Source organism: Myroides phaeus, from assembly GCF_009799805.1.
GTDB lineage: Bacteria > Bacteroidota > Bacteroidia > Flavobacteriales > Flavobacteriaceae > Flavobacterium > Flavobacterium phaeum_A.
Window position 1 is genome coordinate 2,505,341 of the sequence record NZ_CP047050.1, and the last position, 26,911, is coordinate 2,532,251.

Below are 26,911 nucleotides of genomic sequence, written 5' to 3' on the forward strand. Positions count from 1 at the left end.
TTTAAGTATAAAAAATTATAGCACAAAAATAATCTTTTTAACCTATTATAAGAAAACAAAACGTGATTTATTTTATTTAAAAATAACTAATCGCTTTAATATTAAGTATTTAACACATAAAAAGAGATCAATTATAAGTCAAAATTGATTATTTAAATACCTATAAAAAAGAAAAACCGCCCTTTTCCGAAGAATAGAAGCGGTTTTTTCAAACAAACTAAACCAAACTGTTTGTTTCCTTATTAGAAAACATATTCGTTTGCGTCTACCAATTTGCTTGCGATTGTTTCTCTCAATGCATTCACATTTGGTAGATTCACATATTTTGTAAATCTGCGTAGTCCCATTAACATAACACGTTGTTCATCACCTTCAGCAAAAGAAGCAATTCCTTCTTTTCCTTTCTCAGCAATAATATCAACAGCGTGGTATAAGTATAACTGAGCCATTGCAATTTCTTCCTTAATATTTTCTTGCCCTTTTACTTTAGCAAGCTTCTCTGTTCTAAGAATAGCACTTTCTGCCATATAGATTTCGATCATCATATCAGATGCAGCCATTAGTAAAGCTTGGTGCTTATCTAAATCTGGTCCGTATTTCTGAACTGCACTACCAGCAACCATTAAGAATGCTTTTTTCAATTTCTCGATAAGCTCTTTTTCTTCTGCAAATAATTCAGAATAATCAGGTGTATCGAAACTTGGAATACTCATTAACTCATCAGCTACTTGCATAGCAGGTCCTAATAAATCAACGTGTCCTTTCATTGCTTTCTTGATTAACATACCAACTGCTAACATACGGTTGATCTCGTTCGTACCTTCATAAATACGAGCAATACGAGCATCTCTCCAAGCGCTTTCCATTGGTGTATCTTCTGAGAACCCCATACCTCCAAAGATTTGGATTCCTTCATCAGCACAAGATTGTACGTCTTCAGAAACAGCTACCTTAAGAATAGAACACTCAATAGCGAACTCCTCAACTCCTTTTAATTCTGCATCTTGGTGTGTATTACCTTCTGCTATACGTTGATTAATACGCTCTTCAATACTTGCTGCTGCTCTATATGAAGCCGCTTCACCTACATAAGCATTTGTTGCCATTTCAGCTAATTTAGTACGGATTGCACCAAAAGATGAAATAGGTGTTTTAAACTGAATACGCTCATTAGCATATTGAACTGATTGCGTAATTAAACGACGTTGTGAGTCTAAACAAGCTGCTGCAAGTTTAATACGACCAACGTTTAAAGCATTCATAGCAATTTTGAAACCATTTCCTCTTTCTGACAACATATTTTCAACAGGAACTTTCGTTTCGCTGAAGAATACTTGACGAGTAGAAGATGCTCTAATTCCTAATTTGTGTTCTTCTTCTCCCAAAGTAATCCCGTTACTTGGATCGTTTTCAACGATAAAACCTGTAATGTTTTTATCATCTTCAATACGTGCAAATACGATGAATAAATTACAGAATCCCGCATTAGAAATCCACATTTTTTGTCCTGTGATAGAGTAGTACTTACCATCTTCAGACAAAACAGCTTTTGTTTTTCCTGAGTTTGCATCTGATCCTGCATCTGGCTCTGTTAAACAGTATGCACCAAACCATTCTCCTGAAGCTAACTTAGGAACGTATTTATTCTTTTGTTCTTCGTTACCATAAAGTGTAATAGGCATTGTTCCAATACCAGTATGTGCACCAAAAGCAGTAGAGAAAGACCCTGTAGCTCCAGAAATGTAATCACAAACTAACATTGTAGAAATGAATCCCATTCCTAATCCTCCGTAAGCTTCTGGAACAGCTACTCCTAAAAGACCAAGTTCTCCTGCTTTACGCATACTTGATTCTGTAAAAGCGTAATCTTTTTTCTCAAAACGCTCTTTGTTTGGCCATATTTCTTTGTCAATAAATTCCTTTACTGACTCACGCATCATTACTTGCTCTTCAGAAAAATCTTCTGGTGTAAAAACATTCTCGTATTTAGTTTCTTTTACAAGGAATTGACCTCCTCTTGTGATATCTGTACTCATAGTTTTATTTCGTTATTGGTTAATAGTCTTTATAGCAATTCATAGATTCCTGCAGCTCCTTGTCCAGTACCTACACACATAGTTACCATACCGTATTTAGAACCACGGCGTTTCATTTCATCAAATAATTGAACAGATAGTTTTGCTCCTGTACATCCAAGTGGGTGACCAAGTGCAATTGCACCTCCGTTTACATTGATAATTTCTGGATTCAAATCTAATTCGCGAATTACTGCTAATGATTGAGAAGCGAAAGCCTCATTTAATTCAAATAAATCAATATCCTTAACTTGTAATCCTGCTTGTTTTAATACTTTCGGAATAGCTTTAACAGGACCCATTCCCATAATTCTTGGTTCTACACCTGCCGCTGCATAATTTACCATTCTTGCAATTGGCTCAATGTTTAACTCTTTTACCATTTCTTCAGACATAATCATAACAAAAGCAGCACCATCACTTGTTTGTGAAGAGTTACCTGCTGTTACAGATCCATCAGCAGCAAATACCGGACGTAATTTAGCTAATGCCTCAACTGACGTACCTGCTCTTGGCCCTTCATCTTTAGTAACAGTATATGATTTAGTATCGCGTTTCCCTTTTTCGTTAACAAATACTTCATTCACTGTAATTGGTACAATTTGATTGTCAAACTTACCATCTGCTTGTGCTTTTAAAGCTTTCATATGTGAGTTAAAAGCAAACTCATCTTGATCAGCACGAGATACATTGAATTGTTTAGCTACTGCTTCTGCAGTAAGTCCCATTCCCCAATAGTAATCTTCGTGTCCTTCTTTAGCTACACCATAATCAGGAGTAGGCTTGTACCCACCCATAGGAATGTAACTCATACTTTCAGCACCTCCAGCAATGATACAATCTGCCATTCCAGCTTGAATCTTAGCTACAGCCATACCAATTGTTTCAATTCCTGAAGCACAATAACGGTTTACTGTTACACCAGGTACATCCTCAACTTTTAATCCCATTAAAGAGATTAAACGAGCAATGTTTAATCCTTGTTCTGCCTCAGGCATAGCATTACCTACCATAACATCGTCAATGCGACTTTTGTCAAATTCAGGTAATGATTTCATTAAGTGCTCTATTGTTTCAGCCGCAAGTTCATCAGGTCTTTTAAATCTGAACACACCTCTTGGTGCTTTACCTACAGCCGTTCTATATCCTTGTACTATATATGCAGTTTTCATTTTCTCAGTAGTTTAAATTAGATTAAAGATTAGTTTCTCAATGGTTTACCATTTTTCAACATAAATTGGATTCTTTCCAATGTTTTACGTTCCCCACATAGAGATAAGAAAGCCTCTCTTTCTAAGTCAAGTAAATATTGTTCTGTTACCAATGTAGCTTCAGATAAATCACCTCCAGCCATTACGTAAGCTAACTTATTAGCAATCTTACGGTCGTGTTCTGAAATGTATTTACCAGCCATCATACTATCTGTTCCTACTAAGAACATACCCAATGCTTGACGTCCAAGTACTTTAATGTCTTTGCGTTTCACAGGTTGTGTATAACCAGCTTCTGCCATCACTAAAGCCTCGCGTTTAGCTTGAGCTAATTGTAAATCTTTATTTACAACTACAATATCTTTTCCTCTTTGTAAAATGTTCAAGTCATACGCTTCTTGTGCAGAAGTAGCCACTTTAGCCATTCCGATAGTCAAGAAGTGCTCTTGAAGTGTATTTAACTCCACGTCGTTTTTGCGGTAAAGATCTGCTGCTCTAACAGTCATTTCTTTAGAACCACCACCACCTGGGATTAGACCAACTCCAAACTCTACTAATCCAATATAGGTTTCAGCTGCCGCTACAACTTTATCAGCGTGTAAGCTCAACTCACATCCACCACCAAAAGTCATTCCGTGTGGAGCCGCTACAACAGGAATACCAGAGTAACGCATTTTCATCATAGTATCTTGGAACATTTTAATTGCGATGTTTAACTCATCGTAATCTTGCTCCGCAGCCATCATAAAAATCATCATTAAGTTAGCTCCAACTGAGAAATTAGATCCTTGGTTTCCAACTACTAATCCTTGGAAGTCTTTTTCAGCAATTTCAACAGCTTTGTTTAATCCTGCTAAAACACCACCACCAATCGTATTCATTTTAGAGTGGAACTCTAAGTTCACAATTCCATCTCCAAGGTCAATTAACGAAGCTTCGCTATTACCCCAAACTTTATTAGTTGCTCTAATATTATCAAGAATAATGAATGCATCTTGACCAGGAATTGCTTCAAATGCTTTTGTATTTTGGTTGTAGAATAACTTCTTGCCATTTTCAACTTTATAGAAGCTTTTAGCACCTGTAGCTGCTAATTCTTTTACCCAATCAGCAACTTGATATCCTTCTTTTTCAACAATTGCAATACCTTTCTCAAGACCTACAAGATCCCAAGTTTGGAACGGACCATATTTCCACGCATAACCAGTACGCATTGCATCATCAATAGGGTAGAAGGTATCCGTAATTTCAGGTACGCGTTGTGAAACATAAGCAAAAAGAGAAGCAAAGTGTTTGCGAATTAAATCTCCTGCTTTTCCTTGATCCGCAAGTAATACAGCTAATTTAGCTTTTGTACCCCCTGCTTGCTTAGCCGTTTCAACTGCTGTAATTTTAGCACGCTCTAAAGGTCTGTACTCTAATTTTTCAAGGTCAAGAGCAAAACGGTTTGTTTTCCCTTCTTTATCTACCTCTTTGTAATAGAATCCTTTACGCGATTTATCTCCTAAGAATTTATTTTCCAATAAGAAGTTTAAAGGCTTACTGTCTTTAATCTCTTGAATCATTGCATCGTTAGGACAATTTTGTTTTAAACCAGTAGTAACATTAATAGCAGTATCTAACCCTACTAAATCTCCTAATTTAAACGTACCCGTTTTGGGTCTTCCTAAAATAGATCCTGTTAATGTATCCGCTTCTTCAATAGTTAATCCAAGTTCTTGAGCCAATTGCATTACCATAGCCATTGAGTAAACTCCTACACGGTTACCGATAAACCCTGGAGTATCTTTACACAATACAGGAGTTTTTCCTAAGTATAAGCTTGAATAACGTTGGAAGAATGAAATCACCTCAGGAGACGTTTGTGGTCCCGGAATAATTTCAAACAATTGTAAATATCTTGGAGGATTAAAGAAGTGCGTTCCACAGAAGTGTTTTTGGAAATCTTCAGAACGACCTTCAACCATTAAGTTCATAGGAATACCAGAAGTATTCGAAGTAATTAATGAACCTGGTTTTCTATATTTTTCAATCTGCTCAAAAACAGATTTTTTAATGTCTAATCTTTCAATTACAACCTCAATAACCCAGTCGCAATCTTTTATTTTTACTAAATCATCTTCAATATTTCCAGTAGAAATGCGTTCAGCAAATTTCTGCAAGTAAATAGGAGACGGTTTAGATTTCAACGCATTTGCCAAGTGCGTATTAGCAATTCTATTTCTTACAACTTTACTTTCTAAAGTAAGGCCTTTCTTTTCCTCATCTGGAGTTAACTCACGAGGCAAGATGTCAAGAAGCAACACTTCTAAGCCAATATTAGCAAAGTGACAAGCAATAGCTGATCCCATAACACCAGAACCCACTACCGCTACTTTTTTAATAATACGTTTCATACTTTAAATAATTCTTTGGTTTATAGTCTAATTTTCAAGCCTTAAGATAAGATTATTTTTCTTCAAAAATGTTCTTGTCGTTAATCAGTTGATTGATAACATCTGTAACTTCAATAAAATTTCGAATCTTCTCTTCAGAGATCTGTGATTTAATCTTTTCATTAAATCGTTTAACCTTGGCTCTTGATAGTTCTCTTTTTTCAAGACCGAGTGGAGTAAGTTTAATAATGACCCCACGTCCGTCATTAGGATTTTTCTCTTTAGTAATCAAACCCTTTTCTTCCATCTTTTTAAGCGTACGCGTTAAGCTCGTAGCTTCCATTCCCATATTAGGACCTAATAGGGTAGAAGGAGTACCCTCTCTATCAATACTTAATAAAGCAAAAGCAAGCGCCATACTGGCATCATATTTAGCAGCCTCTTCATTGTACATTCTCGACACAGCTTGCCACGTTGCTCTCAAAACGTAATCTATAGTTTTGTTTTTCATACCTTATTGATTAAATCAAATATAAAAAAAAATAGTATGCACGCATACTATTTCTTCTTTTTTTCTTTTTATTAATAAAATTTTAACTTTTACCCTCTATAAATCTTCTCGTATAAGTCTTTGTACATTTCTAAAATAATACGACGACGTAGTTTAAGAGTAGGAGTTAAGTGCTCACTATCAATACTCCACACTTCTGGTGTAAGCTCAAATTTCTTCACTTGTTCCCACTTACCGAACTTCTTATTGATGTAAGTAACCTCTTCCATAATACGATCAATAACTTTTTGGTTTTTAACTAACTCTTCATTAGTCGTACCAATATCATATCGTTTTCTTCTTGCCCATTCTCTTACGAATTCAAAATTTGGTTGAATAAAAGCTGCAGGCATTTTCTCACCTTCACCAATAACCATAATCTGCTCAATAAAACGAGATTGCTTCATTCTGTTCTCAATCATCTGAGGAGCTACATATTTCCCTCCAGAAGTCTTGAACATCTCTTTTTTACGATCTGTAATATGTAAGAAACCATCTTCGTCTATACGTCCGATGTCTTCTGTATGGAAGTAACCATTCTTAATAACCGAATGCGTTTTTTCCTCATCCTTGTAATATCCCAACATTACGTTTGGACCTTTACACAAGATTTCACCATCTTCAGCGATCTTAACTTCTACGTTACCAATTGGACGTCCAACAGTACCCGAGCGTAAACCACCATTTCTCTTGTCGTTTACAGCAATAACAGGAGATGTTTCTGTCAATCCATATCCTTCCATAACAGGAAGTCCAGCAGCGTTAAACACTTTAGATAAACGAGGTTGTAATGCGGCACTACCACAAACAATAATCTTCATTTCACCACCCAGTGCTTCTTGCCATTTTTTGAAAACAAGCTTTCTTGCTACTCCTAACTGTATGTTATAAAATAAACCTCTATTATATGGTTTGTATCTAAAACCAAGTTCTAATGCCCAGAAAAAAGCTCTCTTTTTAAACCCAGTTAATGCAGAACCTGTTGTAAAGATTTTATCGTACACTTTTTCAAGTAAACGAGGTACAACAGTCATTACATTAGGTTTAACTTCCTTCATATTTTCCCCCATCTTTTCTATTGACTCCGCAAAATAAATAGAAACACCACTGTATTGGTATAGATAAGTAATCATACGTTCAAAAACGTGACAAATAGGTAAGAAGCTCAATCCTCTATATTTCTCATCTCTTGTAAAAGGAACCCTATCCCAACTTCCAGTAACGTTTGCAAGCAAGTTCGTGTGAGACAACATTACTCCCTTAGGTCTTCCTGTTGTTCCTGATGTATAAATAAGCGTAGCCAAATGATCTCCTGTAATCGTATCTTTAATACGGTCTACATCAGCTTGATTACTCTCATCAGCACCAAGTTCAAATAATACATCAAAATTCTGACAACCTTCTATTTGATCAAAAGAATAGACTTCCTTTAAAAGCGGTAATTCTGCTTTAACAGACATTAATTTATCATAGATCTCTTGATCAGAAACCACACAATATGTAGCTTCAGAATGGCTGATGATATACTGATAATCTTCAGCAGCAATAGTAGGGTAGATTGGCACGTTCTGTGCTCCGATTTGCAATAAACCAATATCAAGCAAATGCCATTTAGTCTGGTTAGCACCAGAAATAACAGCTATTTTTTCATTTTCTTTTATTCCTAAGCGCAATAAGGCTCTTGAAAGAGCGTTCGCTTTATTTATATATTCCTGAGAAGAAGTCTTCTCCCATTTTCCATTTACTTTCGTAACTAACGCATCCTCTAAAGGAAATTGTGCGTTTTGTAGGTAAGGAATATCAAAAAGTCTTGTAGGATTTACCATGTTTACATTAATTAGCTTACGCAAAGTATAAAAAAAAAACTATATAAACTATAATGAGTTAAAAAAGATAATAATCTAAAGATTTAATTAAATTTGTGGTTTTACTAAAATATTTCAAAATACACTTGTTATATGTTATCTAATCGATTCAGATTAAATGAAATGTTAGTGATGGGCTACCGATTGTTGTTGGCTTTTTTCTTCTATTTCATTGCGCGAACTTTATTCTATGTTTACAATACAGATTTATTAAATGTAGATTCTATTGGTCAATTTTTAACCTTAGCTTACCACGGTTTAACTTTTGACAGAATGGCTATTTTTTATGTTAATAGTTTATTCATCATATTGTCTATTTTACCGTTGTTTATCAACACTAAAAAAGGTTACCAAAAAGCAGTTTTCTATGCTTATATTATCCCTAATTTAATCGCATATTCTACCAATTTTATCGACTTTATTTACTACAGATTTATCTATGCAAGAACGACTATTGCAGTGTTTGACAGTTTAGAACACGAATCTAATAAGGGTCAATTATTTTTCAATTTCTTAGTAAACTATTGGCACGTTTTCGTTCTATGTGTTTTACTTTGTGCTTCTTGGGTTTACCTGTACAAAAAAGTTAAGTTTACAACACCGTTAAAAGTAGAAGCTAAAAAACCTTATTGGTTATCTACTGCTTTAATAACAGTGGTAGTTGGAGTGGGATTTGTAGCTGGTGTACGTGGCGATTTAAAGAAAACAACCCGTCCTTTAAACATCATTGACGCAAATAGAAATGTATCTAAACCGGAACACGCCGATATCGTTTTAAATACACCTTTTGCTATTTTGCGTACTATTGGTAAAACGAGTTTTAAGAAGGTTGATTATATGGATGAGCAAACTTTAGCTCAAAATGTTAGTGCTGTTAAGCAATACAATACTAATGAGCCTTCAACGCCAAATATCGTATTGTTTATCACAGAAAGTTATGCCAGAGAATACATTGGTGCTTTTAATGAAGATATGAATATTCCGAACTTTAAAAGTTACACACCATTTATAGATTCTTTATCTCAACAGAGTTTGATTTTTCCAAATGCATTTGCTAACGGGTATAAATCTATTCACGGAGTTTCTTCTGTAGTTGCAGGTATTCCATCGTTTAAAGATGCATTTACATCATCTCCATTTCCAAAACAAAAGATTGAGTCATTGGTATCTACTTTAAAATCGAAAGGGTATGATACATCTTTCTTTCACGGTGCTCCAAATGGGTCAATGGGATTCTTAGGATTTGGTAATATCTTAGGATATGATCATTATTACGGAAAAACAGAATACAGCAATGATGCTGACTTTGATGGTACATGGGGTATTTGGGATGAGCCGTTTTTTCAATATATGAGAAAAACATTGAATGATAAAAAAGGACCATTCTTTGCCACTTTGTTTACTGTTTCTTCACACGAACCTTTTAATATTCCTAAAGAATATGAAGGTAAGTTTCCTGTTGGGAATCAGCAAATACACAAAACAGTAGGTTATACTGATTATGCATTCAAGCGCTTCTTTGAAGAGAGCAGTAAAGAACCTTGGTTTGAAAACACTATATTTATTATAACAGCAGACCATACAAATCAAATTGATTATGACGAATATAGAAAACTTGTAAATCGCACCGCAGTTCCTATTTTGTTTTATAGTCCTAAAGGCAATTTAAAGGGCGTAGATAAACGTTTAGCACAGCAGATTGATATTTACCCTACTGTATTAGATTTAATTGGTTATGACAAGCCATTTAGAAGTTGGGGACGTAGTTTAATCAATGATACGATTACAAAACCATTTACTGTTAATTATGGAGCTAATGAATACACATACCAAGAAGGTAATTATATCTGTAGATTTAATGGTAAGGAAGTAACTGGATTCTATGCTATTACCGACAAAGGATTAGAAAAGAATTTAATCAAAAATAAAAACAAAGAAATGGAAGCTATTGAGATGAAATGCAAAGCTTTCATTCAAGATTACTTTGATCGCATTATAGATAAAAAGTTAGACTAAAGTCGCTTATAAATAGAGTAGGCCCTTGAAATAAAACATTCAAGGGCCTTTTTTATTTGTTAATTCACGTCTCTCTTTTATCAGTAATATCATTTATAAAGTCTATTTCATCTAATTAATCAGGTAGAACAACAAGAGGCTCAGTTCTTAATATGGTGTATATTAATAGGCACCTTGTTCGAGAGAAGTTCGAGACATACTCGGAAGATGTTCGGAAAAAGGGGGTGTTTTCCGAACAAAACTCGACTATATGTGGTATTAGTTTCCTTTTTGATCCCTTTAAACGTTGTGTGAAACTAAAGAAGACAGAACAAAAAAAGCCTTTATACGAGGTATAAAGGCTTTCAATTTTTAAAACGATTAAAGATTACTCTTCAAGGTCATTATTTTTCAATAGTTCTTTTGCTCTTGCCAAATCTTCTTCTTCAACAAAAACGTGAACTGCCTTATCTGCAGATCCAAAACCTGCTGTAATGGCAGAATCAATATCATCTCTAACAATATATCTAATATTGTTTTCTTCTAATACGTCTTTTACTGCAAGAACCATGATCTCACTTCCTGCAAATAGTTTTTTATGACTCATAACACACTTATTTATACCTCTAAATTATAACTATTTGTTTTTAAAAAGAAATAATATTGTATATAAAGTGTTCTGTTTGATTTTAATCTACTCTCTTATTCTAAATTTCTCGTGTTTCCATTTTTAAAATAAAATAAATTACTCAAAAGAGACGGTAAACTGTTTTTTTAATTATAGTAAAAGTGATGCTTTAGCTACATTATAAAGCAATTAAATGAAAAATATTAGAAAAGCCTGTAGTGTAATTTTTTATAGTCTGGTAAAAAATTAGTATCTTAAAAAAGATTTTGAACAAATTCAATGCGTTATGAAAATAGAAGAAACTAAGGCGTATCGTCAATTGGGAGAAGTATCTCAATTAATTGTGAGTAAGAGTGCTTCTAAAAAGAGAATTCAAGAAGCTGTTACTATGGTCAGAACCATAGGAGTAGAAAAATGGGAACGAATTACAAATCTGCCCACCTTGTGGCACAATATTGTAAAAGAGCTTGCTGTATAAACAGCAAGCTCTTTTTTTTGGACCAAAAAATACGCATAGTTTAAACCTATATTTTAAATCCGTTAATATTCTCATTTATTGCTTTTTAAGAAAATAAAACACTCAATATTTACTATTTCACACTAATTAACGCAATTACTTCAATGAATATATTTAATCTAAAACAGCATATTTATAGTAAAACACTATTTTAAAAACACAGTATTGATGATTTTATCTAAATTAACAATCTTTTACTTGTAAATTAACTAAATTAATTATTGATAATGTAATTAATTATAAAAATTGTAAATTTGTAGCAGAGTTAATTATAAAGTTTTAACATAATCAAATGCTATGAGAAATAAAATTTTACTAAGTACATTACTTTTAAGCGGGATATCTTTTGCCCAAATAGGAGTAGGGAATGATTTACCACACGAGTCTGCAATATTGCATATAGGAAATGAGACGAATAACAATAAAGGTCTTTTGATTCCTAATGTGGCTTTAAAAGGTTTAACAGATAAATCTGTTATTGCTGGAGAAAATCCTAAAGAGGGACTTATTATTTTCAACACGGCTGAAAATGATGAATTTACAAAAGGTTTTTATTACTGGGGTACTACAAGAAAAGACGATAACGGACCTGTTTTTGAATGGAATAAACTTGTTGGAAACAATGAGTTAAAAACAACTATTTCTGAAAATCAATTAATACTGGATTTATTTCAGGCTAATGTAGAAGATGAAACAACAGCAGGGTTCAACCTTAAAAATGGAGAAACTGAAGTTGGAAAATTCAATGAAACGTTGACAAGATTTACTGTTGAGAAAAAGTTCATTCACGAGTTACATAAAATTATTCCACAAGATGAAGATCCTGAATCTACTGAAGCGCCTGTTGATGGTGATAAAATAATTTTCCTTCCTGCAGCAAGTGAAGACGAAATACTTCCTGAGGATAAAGTACCCACAGGTTATAGATATATAGGAACAACATCAACAGATTCATTTATTTATACAAATGAGTTGGGGGTTGAGAAGGTGTTTACTTTAAAATCTGTAATGGCAAGTTCAGAAACTCTAACAGAGTTACAATTAGCCTTAGATTATAATGGTCAAGGTCCCGCTCTTATTTATAGAGATGAAGAACAAAAAGAAAATGTTTTATTTCTAAAACAAATTTTAGAGCAAACAGAAACGCTTACGAAATTAGAATTTGACCAAAGTAAAGATTTACTTATTTATACTGATGAAGAAAGTAATGAAACTGAGATTACTTTAAGTTCTCTAATTAGAACTGCTTGGCATAAAGTAGGAGGTGGTGCAAATGGTGTAAATGCTGTGCAAGGAAATGACATCTATACAGAAGGTTGGGTAGGTATCGGGTACAATGACAAAACTACTGGTTTAGCAAATGAAAAGCTACGTGTAAACGGAAGTGTTTCTGCTGTAAATAGTTACTATGCCGATTATGTGTTTGATGCTTATTTTAATGGTACATCAGCTCTTAAGTATGATTACAACTTTAAAAGTTTAGATGCTGTAGATAATTTCATTAAAACAAATAAACATTTACCTGGTATTACTCCAATTAGTGAATTAACAACAACTGAAAACGGGTATGCTTTTAATATGTCTGAACTTTCTATTCAGTTATTAGAAAAAACAGAGGAGTTATACTTGCATACAATTGAGCAAGCAAAAGATATTAACGCCTTGCAAAAAGAAAATGAAGAGCTAAAAAATAGACTTCAAGTAATTGAAGATTTAGTAAAAGCTAATCTGTCTAAATAATAAAAAAGAAAATTTACTATGAAACATATCAACTATATAATATATTTCTTCTTTACTTTGTTCTTGGGAACACTTTCTATGAGTGCCCAAAGTACAAAAATACAGGATGAAAGCATTGCTGGTAGCTCATTGACTGCAGTAGAAAACTCTATTCTTGAGCTGGAAAGTACTTCGAAAGGATTCTTAATGCCGCGAATGACTAATGTACAGCGTAATGAAATACCAATGGCAGATAAAATTGCTGGAAATGGTTTAACTATTTATAATACAGATACGGACTGTATTAACTATTGGAGTACAGCAAATGATAGATGGATGAGTTTATGTGGTACATTACCTCCTTCTATAGTAAACGTTGACGCAAGTAATTGTAACAGTTTACTATTAGTTAATGGTAGAAATGGGTCAAATAAACTAATGCAAGGTGAGTACTTAACGCCAAGTGACATTTTATATGTGAACTTAACTGTTGGAGAAGTTGGACATTATGATATTACAGCTGTAACTGATAATGGATATTATTTTTCTGGATCAGGTACCTTCAACTCTAAAGGTTCTGTTAGAATTCCGCTTACTGGAGTTGGAGTGCCAATTAAAGGAGGGGTTAAAGATGCTGTTAAATTCTCAATTAATGGTAAAGTTCAAGTAGCTTGTTCAAGCTTTACAATTGAAGTTGAAAGAGGTGGTATTGACTTTGATATTACTTCTACAGGAATAGGAACTGGTGAGGGGAAATACTATTGGAATACGCCTGTTGATCAAAAAACGAACTTTATAAATGTAAATGTAAATGTAAAGACTGTTGGTGCTTATACTATAAAAACAAAAGCAACTCAAGCTGGACTTTCTTATAGTGGTTCGGGTGTATTTACAAAAACAGGAGCCCAGACTGTTAAGCTTTTAGCAGAAGGTACACCAAAATCATCAAGTAACATACCAGATACTACCTTTGAATTAGTGACAAACTCAAATGGAACAACTGCGAATACGCATAATTTCAATGTTAAAACTACTTTTGAGCAATTTAAGATTAGGGTTGACTGGAGTAAAACTACACAACATGGAGCTTTTGTTCAAGGACAAACAATTCCAGCAGATTCTTACCTGATTTTAGAAGTTGAAGTTTTAGCGCCACCTTATAATAATAGAACCATTTCAGTAACAAGAGGAGGTTTCAAGTTTGAAGCTGAAAAAAGTAGTTATACTTTTAATTCACAAGGAAATAAGTATAAAATCCGTTATAGAAACGTTACAGAGGATAAAACACTACCTAACCAATCTGTTTTAACTTTGGAAGCTGATGGTTCATATTATAATTCATATGATTTAAAATTAAGTGCCCCACCAGTTGATGCTAAAATACTTTGTTCTTCAGTTAAGACGTCAAGTGCTACTTTTACAATAGACACACCAACAACTGATAAACATTTTGCTGAAGTTGAAATCGATGTTCAAGTAGCAGGAAATATTAAAATAACTGCTGAAAATAAAGCTATTGGTTTATCAGCTTTATTTGAAGGAAATGTTAAAAAAGGTAAACAAAAAATAAAACTTAACATAACAGGTACTCCAAAAAAAGTACAAAATAATGTTAAGCTAAGAATGCATTCTGATGAATTAGGAGGTCCTTTAGATTGTTATATAACATTAAGTGTTAAAGAAAAAATACGTGACTTTAATATTTTAGTTATTGGAGCGACTTACTATGGTCCTACAAAGTATAACTCTGCGAGTCAAAGAATTTTAAATAACAGAGATTATTTTTCACCAAGAGGGGAAGTAAAAGTAAAAGAAATTAAGCTACAACATTACGGAAAAATTTCATTGACTACAGACAGAGAAGCAGAAGCATTGGCTACTTATTTAGAAAACCAAAATATTGACCTTGTATTAGTTGTAGGAGGAGCACGTCTTGGTGATAGTGCCATTAATAAATTAGTAAAATACATTAAAGATGACAAAGGTGTCGTAATCTACTCAACAGATGATCAAGGAGCAAGAGTCAGTGCAATGATAGAAAGTTTAACTAATACAAGACCTTATTCTACAAGCACTAATAATTCTTATAAACAAGATATACCTATGGCTAGTTTATCTACAGTTGTGAATGGAAAGTTCATAAATTTAGAGGGTAAAGCTATTGGAACAAATAATAATAATAATCTCTATTGGCGTAACTTACCAAGTGGTGAATATTCAACAATTGCAAGAAGTAGTGCTAATCCTGATAATATTTGGGCTGCACATTCTCTATATACTGGTTTTGCATTTATAGGAAATGGTTCATGGATGTCTGATAGTGGTGATAACGCGCCTTTTAGAGCATTGGCAGATGGTAGAGCTTTACCAAGATATGCTTTTAAGAATATTTGGTGGAGTATTTTTCACGATGGTTTCACAGCAAATAACTCATACCTATTTGCTAACTTAATGGCTTGGGCAATTGAGTATAGACAAGATCAATAAATAAATTAATTAGATAATTACAACAGATTGAAGAACAGCAAATTCTTCAATCTGTTTTTATAATAATTAAAATGGAAAAAAGAAACTTTAAACATATATTCTTACTTGCATTGTTTATGCTTTGTTCTGTTTTTTCAGTGCAAGCGCAACGTGGGGCAAGAATAACAAATGAAGTAACTGGTACAAAAGCGCCAAGCAACTTCGCTATTTTAGATCTTAGCAGTGCTGACAAAGGTTTTTTATTACCTCGTATGTCAACAGCGGAGAGAAATGCTATTAAAATTGATAAGAATACAAATAACGGATTAGCTATTTTTAATACAACAACAGATTGTATTGAATACTACAACCTTTCGTTAGATATGTGGATGAGCTTATGTGGGGATGATTTACCTGCTGAGTTTTCTATTCTACCTGTTCAATGTGATGATATTAAAATTATTGGAGGGTATTATAAAGATGTTGTTTTAAATCAAACCAATGGTATCTTAATTAAAGTTACGGCTGCAACATCAGGTACTTACTCAATTTATGCAGATTCTAAAAATGGTTATAGCTTTTCTCACCAAGGAAAATTTCCAGCTCCTGGAGTTTATACAATTTTCTTAAAAGCAGAGGGTAAACCAACAAATGGATACGCTGCTGGAGCAAAGGGTGATGAAATAAAATTCCAACTAAACGGAGTTGTGAGCGACTGTGTGAAAAATATTTTTGTGGATACACAGTTACCTATCTATACAATTACCGCTGTTAACACAATCGGTAAATACTTTTTGGGATTAGATGTTTCTGATAAAGAATACCTTAATCTTACTGTTAACGTAACAAGAGGCGGACATTATGTAATTAAAACAAACACTGTAAATGGAGTATGGTTTGAAGGTGAAGGTGAATTTACAAGTACAACACAACAAACAGTTAAATTAGAGGCAAAAGGAAGACCTAATAAAGTTGGTAATTCTAATTTTGAAGTCTATGCTAACCCACAATATGCAAGTGGAAAGCCTACTAAAGCTGCTGAGGGTACTTATAACACACCACAAGCAGAAATTAGCTTAGTTGATTGTGGAAACACGAAGTACTCTGAAGAAGCGGCACTTGGAGAAGCGCTAACACCGAATGCAACTATGACGGTAAAGGTTGATGTTAAAGCTCCTGGTACAGGTACTTTTTCGATGGTTGATAATTCAAGTAATATTTCTGTTCAATTTCAATCAGATGTAACAGAGTTTAAATTTGACCGAAATAAAACAAGTAATATACAAGAGGTAGACCTTAAAGTTGCTTCTAACAAAAGAACACCTGCTACTGCTGGAAATGTAACAATGACTGCTTGGGCAAGTGATGTTACTGAAACTGGAGGTTGTAAACCTATTATGCCAGTTATAATTAATAAAACAATTAAAGGAATTGAATTAAAAAGTAATTTCTTATATAACAATACACCATATATTACTCCACGTACTGTTATGGCAACAAGTGGAAATAATAGATTTGAAGTGATTGTTAGTTTAGATGTTCCGACAGGTGGTACAACTACTATGAAAACGAACACGGTGAATGGTATTTATTTTGAAGGTAGTCAGAATCTTACTGCAGGACAAAATAGAAAGATGACATTAGTAGCGAAAGGTACCTCTCTAACAGACTTACCAAATAAAGACGGTTTATTTACGCTTACTACTACTCATCCAGGTGGTAGAAAAGAAGAAACTAAATTTAATGTGGACTTCGTTTATCGTCCAATGAATATTATGGGATATGGAAAATATACTGTTAATACAAATTTAACAAGTTCTACAAATAGTACTTATGCAAATATGATGTTAAGAAATACTGACTTATTTGGATGGAATGGAGTAGTCAGAGTTGCCGGTCTTAATATGTTAGATCAAGCAGGGACATATACAACTTCAATTAATAATCGTACTAATGCTGATATGATGAAGTTTTTGCCAAATTCCGATATAGTTTTTATAAGTGGACAACAATCTAAAAATGCTGATAGATTAAAAGATATTTATAATGAAAATGTAAAAAGCAATTTAGTTTTAATTTATACTGAACGTTATAACTCGGCAACACCTTCCCAAATTAATTTTTATAAAGGAATGGAAAGCTATCTTGAGAATTTTGTTACAATAACTCCTTACTTGTCTTCTATATCTCAATTAGATCATCAAGATGGATGGGTAATTCAATCAAAAAATAATATTAGTAAAAAACATGAAACTTTATATGATAATCGTTTCTTCTCAAAATACACTAAAGCTAATGAAAATATATTAAATACAAAGTTTGGTGGCTTAGATAGAAATAATGGAAACTATAGTTTTTCACTATCAAAAACAAGTATTCCTAAGGGGTTCAGTGCCTTATACAGTCGTACTAATGATTCTAATGCAGTTACAGGTTTAATTCATAATACAATGGGAATTATATTATTGTTTAATGAATCTCCTTTTATGGGGTCATCAAATAATACAAATTGGAATAGAGCTTCGATGAACAACCCTTTACAAACAACAAGGACACAAGAACAAAAAGTTTTGGACCTTCCTGCTATAAATGCTTACTATGGTATGTCAAATAACTCTCGTATTTCAACTCATAACTCATACCATTTCTTAAATATGGTATATTGGGCTATTGATTATGCACAGGCTAATCAGGAAAATAAAGCTAAACCAACGAATCAATAAAACTTAAACTAAGTATAACAAAACCCCTTAAGGATATCCTTGAGGGGTTATTTTTTTGCTATTAATTACACTATTGTAATCACTGAAAAACTATGTAGCCTATATCGACTAAGCTTCTTACATATGTTTATAATTTGTTTGCTATAGGTTGTAAACACAACTAATAGAAATGCTTTTTAGCTAATAGCAGGAGGGAGGTATAGACATAAAAAAATCGGAGCCACCCTAAGGCGACTCCGACTAATCAAATTATAACTAACTACTCTTTTATATTTTTAAACCTCTTGGTTTCTGAATACTAACTCGTTGTTGAAAGCATCTAATAAAATCATACTATCTGCTTTTACTTTACCAGCTAATATCTCTTTAGACAAGCGGTTTAATACTTCGCGTTGTACAACACGTTTTACAGGACGAGCTCCAAACTCTGGTTCAAAACCTTTACTTGCTAAGAACTCTTTAGCCTCAGCTGTAGCTTCCATATGAATGTTTTGTTGTTGTAACATTTTAAACACTCCCTGTAATTGTATATCTACAATAGACAAGATGTTATCTTTACTCAATGGAGTAAACATTACTACCTCATCAATACGGTTTAAGAACTCTGGGCGTACAGTTTGTTTCAACTCGTTTAAAACACCTTCTTTTGCTTCTTCTGAAGCTTGTTCTATATTAGAGATATTCTCAAATTTCTCTTGTATAATATGACTACCCATATTAGAAGTCATAATGATAATGGTGTTTTTAAAGTCTGCTAAACGGCCTTTATTATCTGTTAAACGTCCTTCATCTAATACTTGTAATAAGATATTAAACGTATCTGGGTGCGCTTTTTCAATCTCATCTAATAAGACTACAGAATACGGTTTTCTACGAACAGCCTCTGTTAATTGTCCTCCTTCATCATATCCTACGTATCCTGGAGGCGCTCCAACTAATCTACTTACGCTATGACGCTCACCATACTCACTCATATCAATACGAGTCATTGCATTTTCATCGTCAAATAAGTACACTGCTAAAGCTTTTGCCAACTCCGTTTTACCAACCCCAGTAGTACCTAAGAATAGGAACGAACCAATTGGTTTTTTAGGATCTTGTAGTCCAGCGCGACTTCTACGTACAGCATCACTAATCGCTTCAATTGCTTCTTCTTGTCCTACAACGCGTTTGTGTAACTCAGTTTCTAAGTGAAGTAATTTCTCTCTTTCACTTTGCAACATTTTTGTTACAGGAACACCAGTCCATTTAGCAACAACTTCAGCAATATGATCACTTGTAACTTCCTCTTTAATAAGCGAGTGTCCACTTTGATTAGCTTCTACTTGTTTTTGAGCAGCATCAAGTTTCTCTTGTGCGTCTTTGATCTTACCATAGCGCAATTCAGCAACTTTTCCGTAATCACCTTCACGTTCAGCTTTTTCAGCTTCTAACTTGTAAGTCTCTATTTCTTGTTTGATAGTTTGCACTTGATCAACAACCTCTTTTTCAGATTGCCATTTAGTGAAAATATCATTTCTTTCTTCTTTTAAGTTGGCAACTTCAAGTCCTAATGATTTTAATTTATCTTCATCATTTTCTCTTTTAATTGCTTCAATCTCAATTTCCAACTGCATAATCTTACGGTCAAGAGCATCTAATTCCTCTGGTTTAGAGTTAATCTCCATTCTCAACTTAGCTGCTGCCTCATCCATTAAGTCAATAGCTTTGTCTGGTAAGAAACGGTTAGTAATATATCGCTCAGACAAGTTTACTGCTGCAATAATCGCTTCGTCTTTGATACGCACTTTGTGGTGAGCTTCATATTTCTCTTTAATACCACGTAAGATAGAGATAGCGCTCTCTGTATCTGGTTCGTCTACAATTACTTTTTGGAAACGACGTTCTAATGCTTTGTCTTTTTCAAAATACTTTTGATACTCGTCTAAAGTTGTTGCTCCAATCGAACGAAGTTCTCCTCTTGCTAAAGCAGGTTTTAAGATGTTTGCAGCATCCATAGCTCCGTCACCACCACCAGCACCTACAAGAGTGTGAATCTCATCAATAAACAAGATTATGTTTCCTTCTGCTGAAGTAACTTCTTTAACTACCGCTTTTAAACGCTCTTCAAATTCACCTTTATACTTAGCACCAGCAATCAAAGCCCCCATATCTAATGAGAAGATCTGTTTATCTTTTAAGTTGTCTGGCACGTCTTGTTGTACAATACGGTGTGCTAATCCTTCTGCAATAGCAGTTTTACCAACACCTGGCTCACCAATTAACATTGGGTTGTTTTTAGTACGGCGACTCAAAATTTGCAATACACGTCTAATTTCTTCATCACGACCAATTACAGGGTCTAATTTCCCTTCGTTAGCCAACTGTGTTAAATTATTCGCATACTTATTTAAAGAGTTGTAAGTCTCTTCAGCAGAAGCAGAGGTAACTCTTGCTCCATTTCTGATTTCGTTAATTGCCGCTTCTAATTGTTTTTCTGTTACTCCTTGATCTTTTAAGATTTGAGCAACACGACTTCTCGATTTAAAGATGGCTAAGATTAAGTGTTCGATTGAAACAAACTCATCTTTCATCTTTGTAGCAATGGCTTGTGCTTCTGTAAGAGCAGTACCTGCTTCACGAGACAAACCTATATCTGCACCTGATACTTTTGGAAAGTTTTGGATAGTAGCATCTAAAACTGATTTAAAAGTATCAACGTTTATGTTTAATTTTTTTAAGATGAAAGGTGTTACGTTTTCATCCACTTCCATGATAGCTTTGAAAATGTGTTCATTCTCAATTTGCTGTTGCCCTAAACCCTGTACGATAACTTGCGCACGTTGTAGAGCCTCTTGTGATTTTATTGTAAAATTATTTAAGTTCATTTGTGTAATATTTTTGGTTGTTTAGTGATAGTCAATTTATGTTCCAAAGTAGTTGTTGCGACTTTTTGTCAATAATTTTCTTATTTGGAGTGGTTATTGATGTCAAAAAGTCATAATTTAGCCCTTATTATACTAAAACAGATAACATTTTGTCTTATGAACTGGATTCAACTTACAGAAAGTACACAAATAGAGGACCTAATCAAACAGTCTGAAGAGAAGGCTGTAGTTATTTTTAAAAGTAGCAACAGATGCTATATTAGTAAATTTGCTTTAAAAAACTTTGAAAGTAGTTTTACTAATCCAACAGAAGCGCCTTGCTATATGGTAGATGTAGTAGCTAATCGCTTGGTGTCAATGGAGATTGCTGATAAGTTTCAGATTCACCATGAATCACCACAGCTTTTGATTATCTCTAAAGGAAAAGCTGTATTCCACACTTCTCATGAGAGTATAGATGGAAAGGATACAGAGAAATTATTGTTGCGTTTATAATCGCTATTACAATAGTAAAAGAGGCCAGAATAATATCTGGCCTCTTTTATTTAATATTATTCTATTTTTTGGTAATTCAAGTCGATAGATGATACAATCTTTGCATTGGGACTATATTCACTTGATTGGATAGTTTCTACTACAGCAGTAGCTAATACTTCTGCTTGTTTCATATCTTCAGCTTCTTTAGCAACTGTTCCTTCAATAGCAATACCATCAATATCTATTTCTTTTTCCCCCGTATTACTCACCTCAAATATTCTAAGTAGTCCGACAGCAAAAGAGTTGTCATCGTGGAACTTTATATCAGAAACGAGAATCTCTTTGTTTTTACTATCAATCTGCGTAGCAAAAGTTACGCTCTTAAAACTGTTTGCTTCTCTTTCAAGTTCAACGAACTTAATAAGTTGTTTATACACTTCTTCAAACTTTTGAAGGTTAGCTTCGCTTCCTAAGTCAGTACCTGTATAAGCGATTTTAAATTGTTTCGTTTTAATTGGCTTAACAGATTCGATACTTGTTGAAAGACTTGTATTGTTAGCATACACCATACTTAAAGTAGAGCATAAGCACATAACTGTGATCATTAATTTTTTCATAAATAGCTGATTTTTAGATTTTTTGTTATCTCTAATTTACGAAAAACTAACCACAAAGCATAAAAAAAGAGATTCCTTTATCAGAAATCTCTTTTTATACTACATAATTTATGTGTTCACAGTTATGGAAAGTACTGCTATTAAATCAAAGTTAAATTGACAATGTATTGTAATTTTTCTCGTTTAATTGGAACATGTATTTATGAGCATTAGGTGTACCTATAAAGTACGAAGGCAAGTCTTTCATGTCTACACCGTAAACCTTTAAAGCAAACTCACACACTACTAATTTGATTCCTGCTTTATTAGCAGCATCAAATTCAGCGCGGAATTCTTTATTGTGAAGTTCTTGTACCATTTGCCCCATAATTACAATTTCGAAGTCAACTTTAGGATTGGCTTGTTTCATTTCTGACGCAGTCATGATAGAAGCACGTAAGTTTTTTATTGACTGAACAAGAATAGCAAACTTTTCCCCTTTTGTTTCTTGAAACAAAACACTCTCTGAATTGTTAGTTGTCATTGGCGCTGCATACGTAGCTGCGTTTGCTGATAAAACTAAAGCGAAGGCTAACACTATTTTTTTCATACCTAATAAATTATTTTTTGTTATTAAATCTGAAGCGAAAATAGAGTAGTATTTATGCCTTGGCAGTAACAATTGTTACACAAAGGTGTTATTTGCTGTATTATCTCTTTTAAATAGGGCAGTGTAACTATTGTTACTTTAACTAAAAGAATAGAAATGTATGTTTGTATCATTATTAAAATGATAGAAGATGAATAAGATAATAGGTTATTTTAAGAAGTGGACTCCAATGAGATGGGTGAGATTAGGTCTTGCTGTTTTACTAATTTTTCAAGCGATAGATGCACAACTTTGGGTGCTTGCAATCCCTGCTGTGTACTTATTATTACAAGCTTTCTTTAACTTCGGATGTAAAAACGACTCTTGCAAGATATAACTATCTGATTTAGTTGCAGTTGTTAGTCAAAACTTTTTTGTGTTAAAAAATATAAGATGTCCTTTGTTTAATTACTTTTGACGCCACTTTTATAACATAATAAAATTACATGAAAAGAAGATTACTTTACTCAACTATCACAATGGCAGGTTTGCTGTCTTTTTATAGTTGTAAAAACAAACAAGAAGATCAACCTGTTACTATAGTTCCCCAAACAACGGAAGAAGTTATTGATACAAATGAAGAAATTACTTTCAATAATTTAGGTGAAGATGAAGATGGGTTTGAACACTATAGTGTTTTAAGTGGTTTTGAAAATATGAAGGAATATCCTAAACATTATGATTTCAAAACAAAAATGATTACTCCAGGTACCTTCCACAGTGATGAAGTTCCGACTGAGGTAAACGAAATCAAATGGTACGGACTATATAAAGATACGGATCAAGCTTATAAAATTACGGAGGCAAAACCTGAAGTAAGCCAAGTGTTTGACCCTGTTTTAGATGAGGATGGAGAAATGACAGGAGTAGAGGTGGCTCAAAGTCAAGAGAAACCTTTCTTAGCCTTTGTAGAAAGTAATATAGACTTAACTACTTCAGCTATTGAAACGGCTACTTTACCGAGTTATATCTACCCAGGAGAAAAAGTACAATTCACTTATAAAGGTAAAGAATATACACTTTTTGCAACAGGAACACGTAAATCAAGTGGTATTTCAGAACAAGATATACAAGAGTCTATTGTAAACGGATTTGAGATGCCTAAATTTTATGTGAAAGACTATACACTTCGTTTAGAGGTAAAAGACACAGAAATGAAGAATGAGATTGTCTTGTTATCACAAAAGTTTTTTGAAGAAGGTGTAGTTCCTAAGATTATGTTTGGAGGAGATATAAACAATGATAATGTAGTTGACTTAATCTTAGATACAGCAACGCATTACAACGTATCAAGACCAACCTTATACTTGTCTAAACAAAACCAAAATCAAGTAACATTAAAACCAGTAGCAGCACACGAAACTGTTGGTTGTTAAACATAAAAAAACTCCTTATAAGTAAATTTATAAGGAGTTTTTCTTTTTATAGTTAATTAGATCTTAACTGAAGCAGGCAATAACATACTGCTAACTTCACCAAAACCTATTCTTACTTCGTCATTCTGACAATATCCTTTCATTGTTACAGTATCGTAGTCGTGAATGAATGAACGCGTACTACCATCAGGCATTTCAATTGGTTTTGAACCTGCCCAAGCTAATTCTAACATCGAACCAAAGCTTGAAGGATCTTTTCCTGAAATAGTACCAGACCCCATTAAATCACCAGAGTTAATCTTACATCCGTTGATAGTATGGTGTGCCAGTTGCTGACTCATTGTCCAATAAAGATATTTGAAGTTTGAAGTACAAATCAGTTTATCTGTACTGTTCTCAGGTTTTAAGTAAACCTCCAGGTTGATGTCAAACGTTTTATTTCCCGTTTGTTGTAAATAGGGAAGAGGTAGCGGGTTCTGTTCAGGACTAGCCACTCTAAACGGTTCTAAGGCATCAATTGAAATAATCCAAGGAGATATCGAAGATGCAAAGTTCTTAGCTAAAAACGGCCCTAATGGAACGTATTCCCACGTTTGAATGTCACGTGCGCTCCAGTCATTTAGTAATACCATACCAAAGATGTGTTCTTCCGCATCATCAACCAAAATATTCTCTCCTAATAAATTAGCGTCTGTAGTAATAAAAGCAGTTTCTAATTCAAAGTCTACACGTTGTGAAGGACCGAAAATAGGAGTCTTTTCACCTTTTGGTAATGTTTGTCCTACTGGTCTTTTCACATTTACTCCAGACGGAACAATTGTAGAACTTCTACCGTGATATCCTACAGGAATGTGTAACCAGTTTGGCATTAAAGCATTTTCTGGATCTCTAAACATGATACCAACGTTAGTAGCGTGCTCTTTACTTGAATAGAAGTCTGTATAATCACCTATATAAACAGGTAATTGCATTTCCACCTCATTCATATCAAAAATAACAGCCTCTCTGTGCTTTGCATTATTCTTTAAAGCGTCATTATTGTTGTCAAATATATCTGCGATGCGATTTCTAACCTCGCGCCAAGTCTTTTTTCCGTTAGAGATGAAGTCATTTAGTGTATCTTGTAAAAACACGTCATCGGTTAATTCAATACCTTTAAAATACCCCAACATTTGTAAAGCACTCAAATCAATCGCATAATTTCCAATACGCGTACCTATTGTAATCACGTCGTCTTTGGTAATAAAAACTCCAAAAGGAATATTCTGGATTGGAAAATCAGAGTCATTACTTACCTCAAGCCACGTTTTCCTTTTAGGATCATTTGCACTAATTATCATAATCGTTTTTTAATTTGTATTAATAGTATATATCAAATATATAATTAAGACTGAAATTAACAAACGATTTTTGTACATTTGAAAGCAATTTAACGTAACACACAAACTAAATGGCAAGAGACACAGAAATTTTTGATCTAATTTTAGAAGAGCAAGACAGACAAGTTCATGGTATTGAATTAATTGCATCAGAGAACTTCGTAAGTGAAGATACTATGGAGGCAGCTGGTTCTTGTTTGACAAATAAATACGCGGAAGGATATCCTAACAAACGCTACTACGGAGGATGTGAAGTAGTTGACGTTGTTGAGCAAATTGCTATTGATAGAGCAAAAGCTTTATTTGGAGCAGAATACGTAAACGTACAACCACACTCTGGTTCACAAGCAAACACTGAGGTATTTGCAGCGTGTCTTAAACCTGGTGATAAAATCTTAGGATTTGACTTATCTCACGGAGGACACTTAACTCACGGTTCACCTGTAAACTTCTCTGGAAAATTATACAACCCTGTATTTTACGGTGTTGAGCAAGAGACAGGAATGTTGAACTACGACAAGATTCAAGAAATCGCTACTAAAGAGCAACCTAAGTTAATCATTGCTGGTGCTTCTGCTTATTCAAGAGATATGGATTTCGAACGTTTCAGAAAAATTGCTGACAGCGTTGGTGCTATCTTAATGGCTGATATTTCTCACCCTGCAGGACTTATTGCTAAAGGTTTATTGAATGACCCTGTTCCTCATTGTCATATCATCACGACTACTACTCACAAAACGTTGAGAGGACCTCGTGGAGGAATGATTATGATGGGTAAAGACTTCCCTAATCCATTTGGAATCAAAACTCCTAAAGGTGAGGTTAGAATGATGTCTTCTTTATTAGACAGTGCTGTTTTCCCTGGAAACCAAGGAGGACCATTAATGCACATCATCGCTGCTAAAGCGGTTGCATTTGGTGAAGCGCTTTCTGATGAGTTCTTTAACTATACTTTACAAGTACAAAAGAATGCTAAAGCTATGGCTGAGGCTTTCGTAAAAAGAGGATATGATATCATCTCTGGTGGTACAGATAACCATATGATGTTAATCGACCTTAGAAACAAAAATATTTCTGGTAAAGATGCTGAAAACGCTTTAGTTAAAGCTGAAATTACTGTTAATAAAAATATGGTTCCTTTTGATGACAAATCTCCATTCGTAACTTCAGGTATCCGTATTGGTACGCCTGCTATTACTACAAGAGGTTTAGTTGAAGCGGATATGGAAACTATCGTTGCTTTAATCGACAAAGTAATTATGAACCACACTGACGAAGCTATCATCGAAGAAATTGCTGATCAAGTAAATGAAATGATGGAAGAACGTCCAATGTTTGTATGGTAATAAATTAAGTATTTATATTTTGAAAAAGCTACTCAATCCGTTGAGTAGCTTTTTTTATATTGTTTAGTTATGTATCATACGTAATAAATTATAATAC

General features: G+C 33.8%; 19 protein-coding genes. 9 read left to right on the forward strand and 10 right to left on the reverse strand.

Features of this window, described 5'->3' with window-relative positions; all coding sequences use genetic code 11:
- Positions 1-242 precede the first annotated feature (242 nt).
- The 5 genes from GQS07_RS11240 to GQS07_RS11260 form a co-directional block, all read right to left on the reverse strand.
- Positions 243-2,036, reverse strand: coding sequence for an acyl-CoA dehydrogenase family protein (locus GQS07_RS11240; protein ID WP_158210890.1), 1,794 nt, complete (start codon positions 2,034-2,036; stop codon positions 243-245).
- Between the two features lie 29 nt (positions 2,037-2,065).
- Positions 2,066-3,247, reverse strand: a complete 1,182-nt coding sequence (locus GQS07_RS11245) for an acetyl-CoA C-acyltransferase (RefSeq protein ID WP_158210891.1) — start codon at positions 3,245-3,247, stop codon at positions 2,066-2,068.
- A gap of 29 nt (positions 3,248-3,276) precedes the next feature.
- Positions 3,277-5,682, reverse strand: coding sequence for a 3-hydroxyacyl-CoA dehydrogenase/enoyl-CoA hydratase family protein (locus GQS07_RS11250; RefSeq protein ID WP_158210892.1), 2,406 nt, complete (start codon positions 5,680-5,682; stop codon positions 3,277-3,279).
- Positions 5,683-5,734: 52 nt separating this feature from the next.
- Positions 5,735-6,172 carry a MarR family winged helix-turn-helix transcriptional regulator gene (locus GQS07_RS11255; RefSeq protein ID WP_158210893.1) on the reverse strand — a complete coding sequence of 146 codons (438 nt, stop codon included), beginning with the start codon at positions 6,170-6,172 and terminating at the stop codon, positions 5,735-5,737.
- An 89-nt stretch (positions 6,173-6,261) separates the two neighbouring features.
- The gene (locus GQS07_RS11260; RefSeq protein WP_158210894.1) at positions 6,262-8,037 is read right to left on the reverse strand and encodes an AMP-dependent synthetase/ligase; all 1,776 of its coding nucleotides are present in this window, start codon (positions 8,035-8,037) and stop codon (positions 6,262-6,264) included.
- A gap of 132 nt (positions 8,038-8,169) precedes the next feature.
- Here GQS07_RS11260 and GQS07_RS11265 point away from each other — a divergent pair, with 132 nt between their 5' ends.
- Positions 8,170-10,092, forward strand: a complete 1,923-nt coding sequence (locus tag GQS07_RS11265; RefSeq protein WP_158210895.1) for an LTA synthase family protein — start codon at positions 8,170-8,172, stop codon at positions 10,090-10,092.
- Between the two features lie 367 nt (positions 10,093-10,459).
- Here the strand turns inward: GQS07_RS11265 and GQS07_RS11270 are convergent, their stop codons facing one another.
- Positions 10,460-10,678, reverse strand: coding sequence for a putative signal transducing protein (locus GQS07_RS11270; protein ID WP_158210896.1), 219 nt, complete (start codon positions 10,676-10,678; stop codon positions 10,460-10,462).
- A gap of 307 nt (positions 10,679-10,985) precedes the next feature.
- Here GQS07_RS11270 and GQS07_RS11275 point away from each other — a divergent pair, with 307 nt between their 5' ends.
- The 4 genes from GQS07_RS11275 (at position 10,986) to GQS07_RS11290 (ending at position 18,124) form a co-directional block, all read left to right on the forward strand.
- A complete protein-coding gene (locus GQS07_RS11275; RefSeq protein ID WP_158210897.1) occupies positions 10,986-11,177 on the forward strand; it encodes a hypothetical protein in 192 nt (63 codons plus the stop codon).
- Positions 11,178-11,513: 336 nt separating this feature from the next.
- A complete protein-coding gene (locus tag GQS07_RS11280; protein WP_158210898.1) occupies positions 11,514-12,956 on the forward strand; it encodes a hypothetical protein in 1,443 nt (480 codons plus the stop codon).
- Between the two features lie 18 nt (positions 12,957-12,974).
- A complete protein-coding gene (locus tag GQS07_RS11285; RefSeq protein WP_158210899.1) occupies positions 12,975-15,422 on the forward strand; it encodes a hypothetical protein in 2,448 nt (815 codons plus the stop codon).
- A gap of 71 nt (positions 15,423-15,493) precedes the next feature.
- Positions 15,494-18,124: a hypothetical protein gene (locus GQS07_RS11290; RefSeq protein ID WP_158210900.1), complete on the forward strand. Its 2,631-nt coding sequence runs from the start codon at positions 15,494-15,496 to the stop codon at positions 18,122-18,124.
- Positions 18,125-18,399: 275 nt separating this feature from the next.
- Here GQS07_RS11290 and clpB read toward each other — a convergent pair whose 3' ends face one another.
- Positions 18,400-20,991 carry an ATP-dependent chaperone ClpB gene (gene clpB, locus GQS07_RS11295; protein ID WP_158210901.1) on the reverse strand — a complete coding sequence of 864 codons (2,592 nt, stop codon included), beginning with the start codon at positions 20,989-20,991 and terminating at the stop codon, positions 18,400-18,402.
- A gap of 156 nt (positions 20,992-21,147) precedes the next feature.
- Between clpB and ytxJ the strand changes: the two genes are divergently transcribed.
- On the forward strand, positions 21,148-21,486 hold the full coding sequence (gene ytxJ, locus GQS07_RS11300) for a bacillithiol system redox-active protein YtxJ (protein ID WP_158210902.1): 339 nt from the start codon (positions 21,148-21,150) through the stop codon (positions 21,484-21,486).
- Between the two features lie 56 nt (positions 21,487-21,542).
- Here the strand turns inward: ytxJ and GQS07_RS11305 are convergent, their stop codons facing one another.
- Entirely contained in the window at positions 21,543-22,085 is a 543-nt protein-coding gene (locus GQS07_RS11305; RefSeq protein WP_158210903.1) for a hypothetical protein, read from the reverse strand.
- Positions 22,086-22,236: 151 nt separating this feature from the next.
- Positions 22,237-22,674 (reverse strand): hypothetical protein, encoded by a 438-nt coding sequence (locus tag GQS07_RS11310; protein ID WP_158210904.1) that lies wholly within the window; start codon positions 22,672-22,674, stop codon positions 22,237-22,239.
- 190 nt (positions 22,675-22,864) lie between these two features.
- Here GQS07_RS11310 and GQS07_RS11315 point away from each other — a divergent pair, with 190 nt between their 5' ends.
- Both GQS07_RS11315 and GQS07_RS11320 read left to right on the forward strand, forming a co-directional pair.
- A complete protein-coding gene (locus tag GQS07_RS11315) occupies positions 22,865-23,050 on the forward strand; it encodes a hypothetical protein (protein ID WP_090408321.1) in 186 nt (61 codons plus the stop codon).
- A gap of 109 nt (positions 23,051-23,159) precedes the next feature.
- Positions 23,160-24,089 carry a hypothetical protein gene (locus tag GQS07_RS11320; RefSeq protein WP_158210905.1) on the forward strand — a complete coding sequence of 310 codons (930 nt, stop codon included), beginning with the start codon at positions 23,160-23,162 and terminating at the stop codon, positions 24,087-24,089.
- Positions 24,090-24,145: 56 nt separating this feature from the next.
- Here GQS07_RS11320 and fahA read toward each other — a convergent pair whose 3' ends face one another.
- Positions 24,146-25,429, reverse strand: a complete 1,284-nt coding sequence (fahA, locus tag GQS07_RS11325) for a fumarylacetoacetase (RefSeq protein WP_158210906.1) — start codon at positions 25,427-25,429, stop codon at positions 24,146-24,148.
- 110 nt (positions 25,430-25,539) lie between these two features.
- Between fahA and glyA the strand changes: the two genes are divergently transcribed.
- On the forward strand, positions 25,540-26,814 hold the full coding sequence (gene glyA / locus GQS07_RS11330) for a serine hydroxymethyltransferase (RefSeq protein WP_158210907.1): 1,275 nt from the start codon (positions 25,540-25,542) through the stop codon (positions 26,812-26,814).
- The last annotated feature ends 97 nt before the right edge of the window (positions 26,815-26,911 follow it).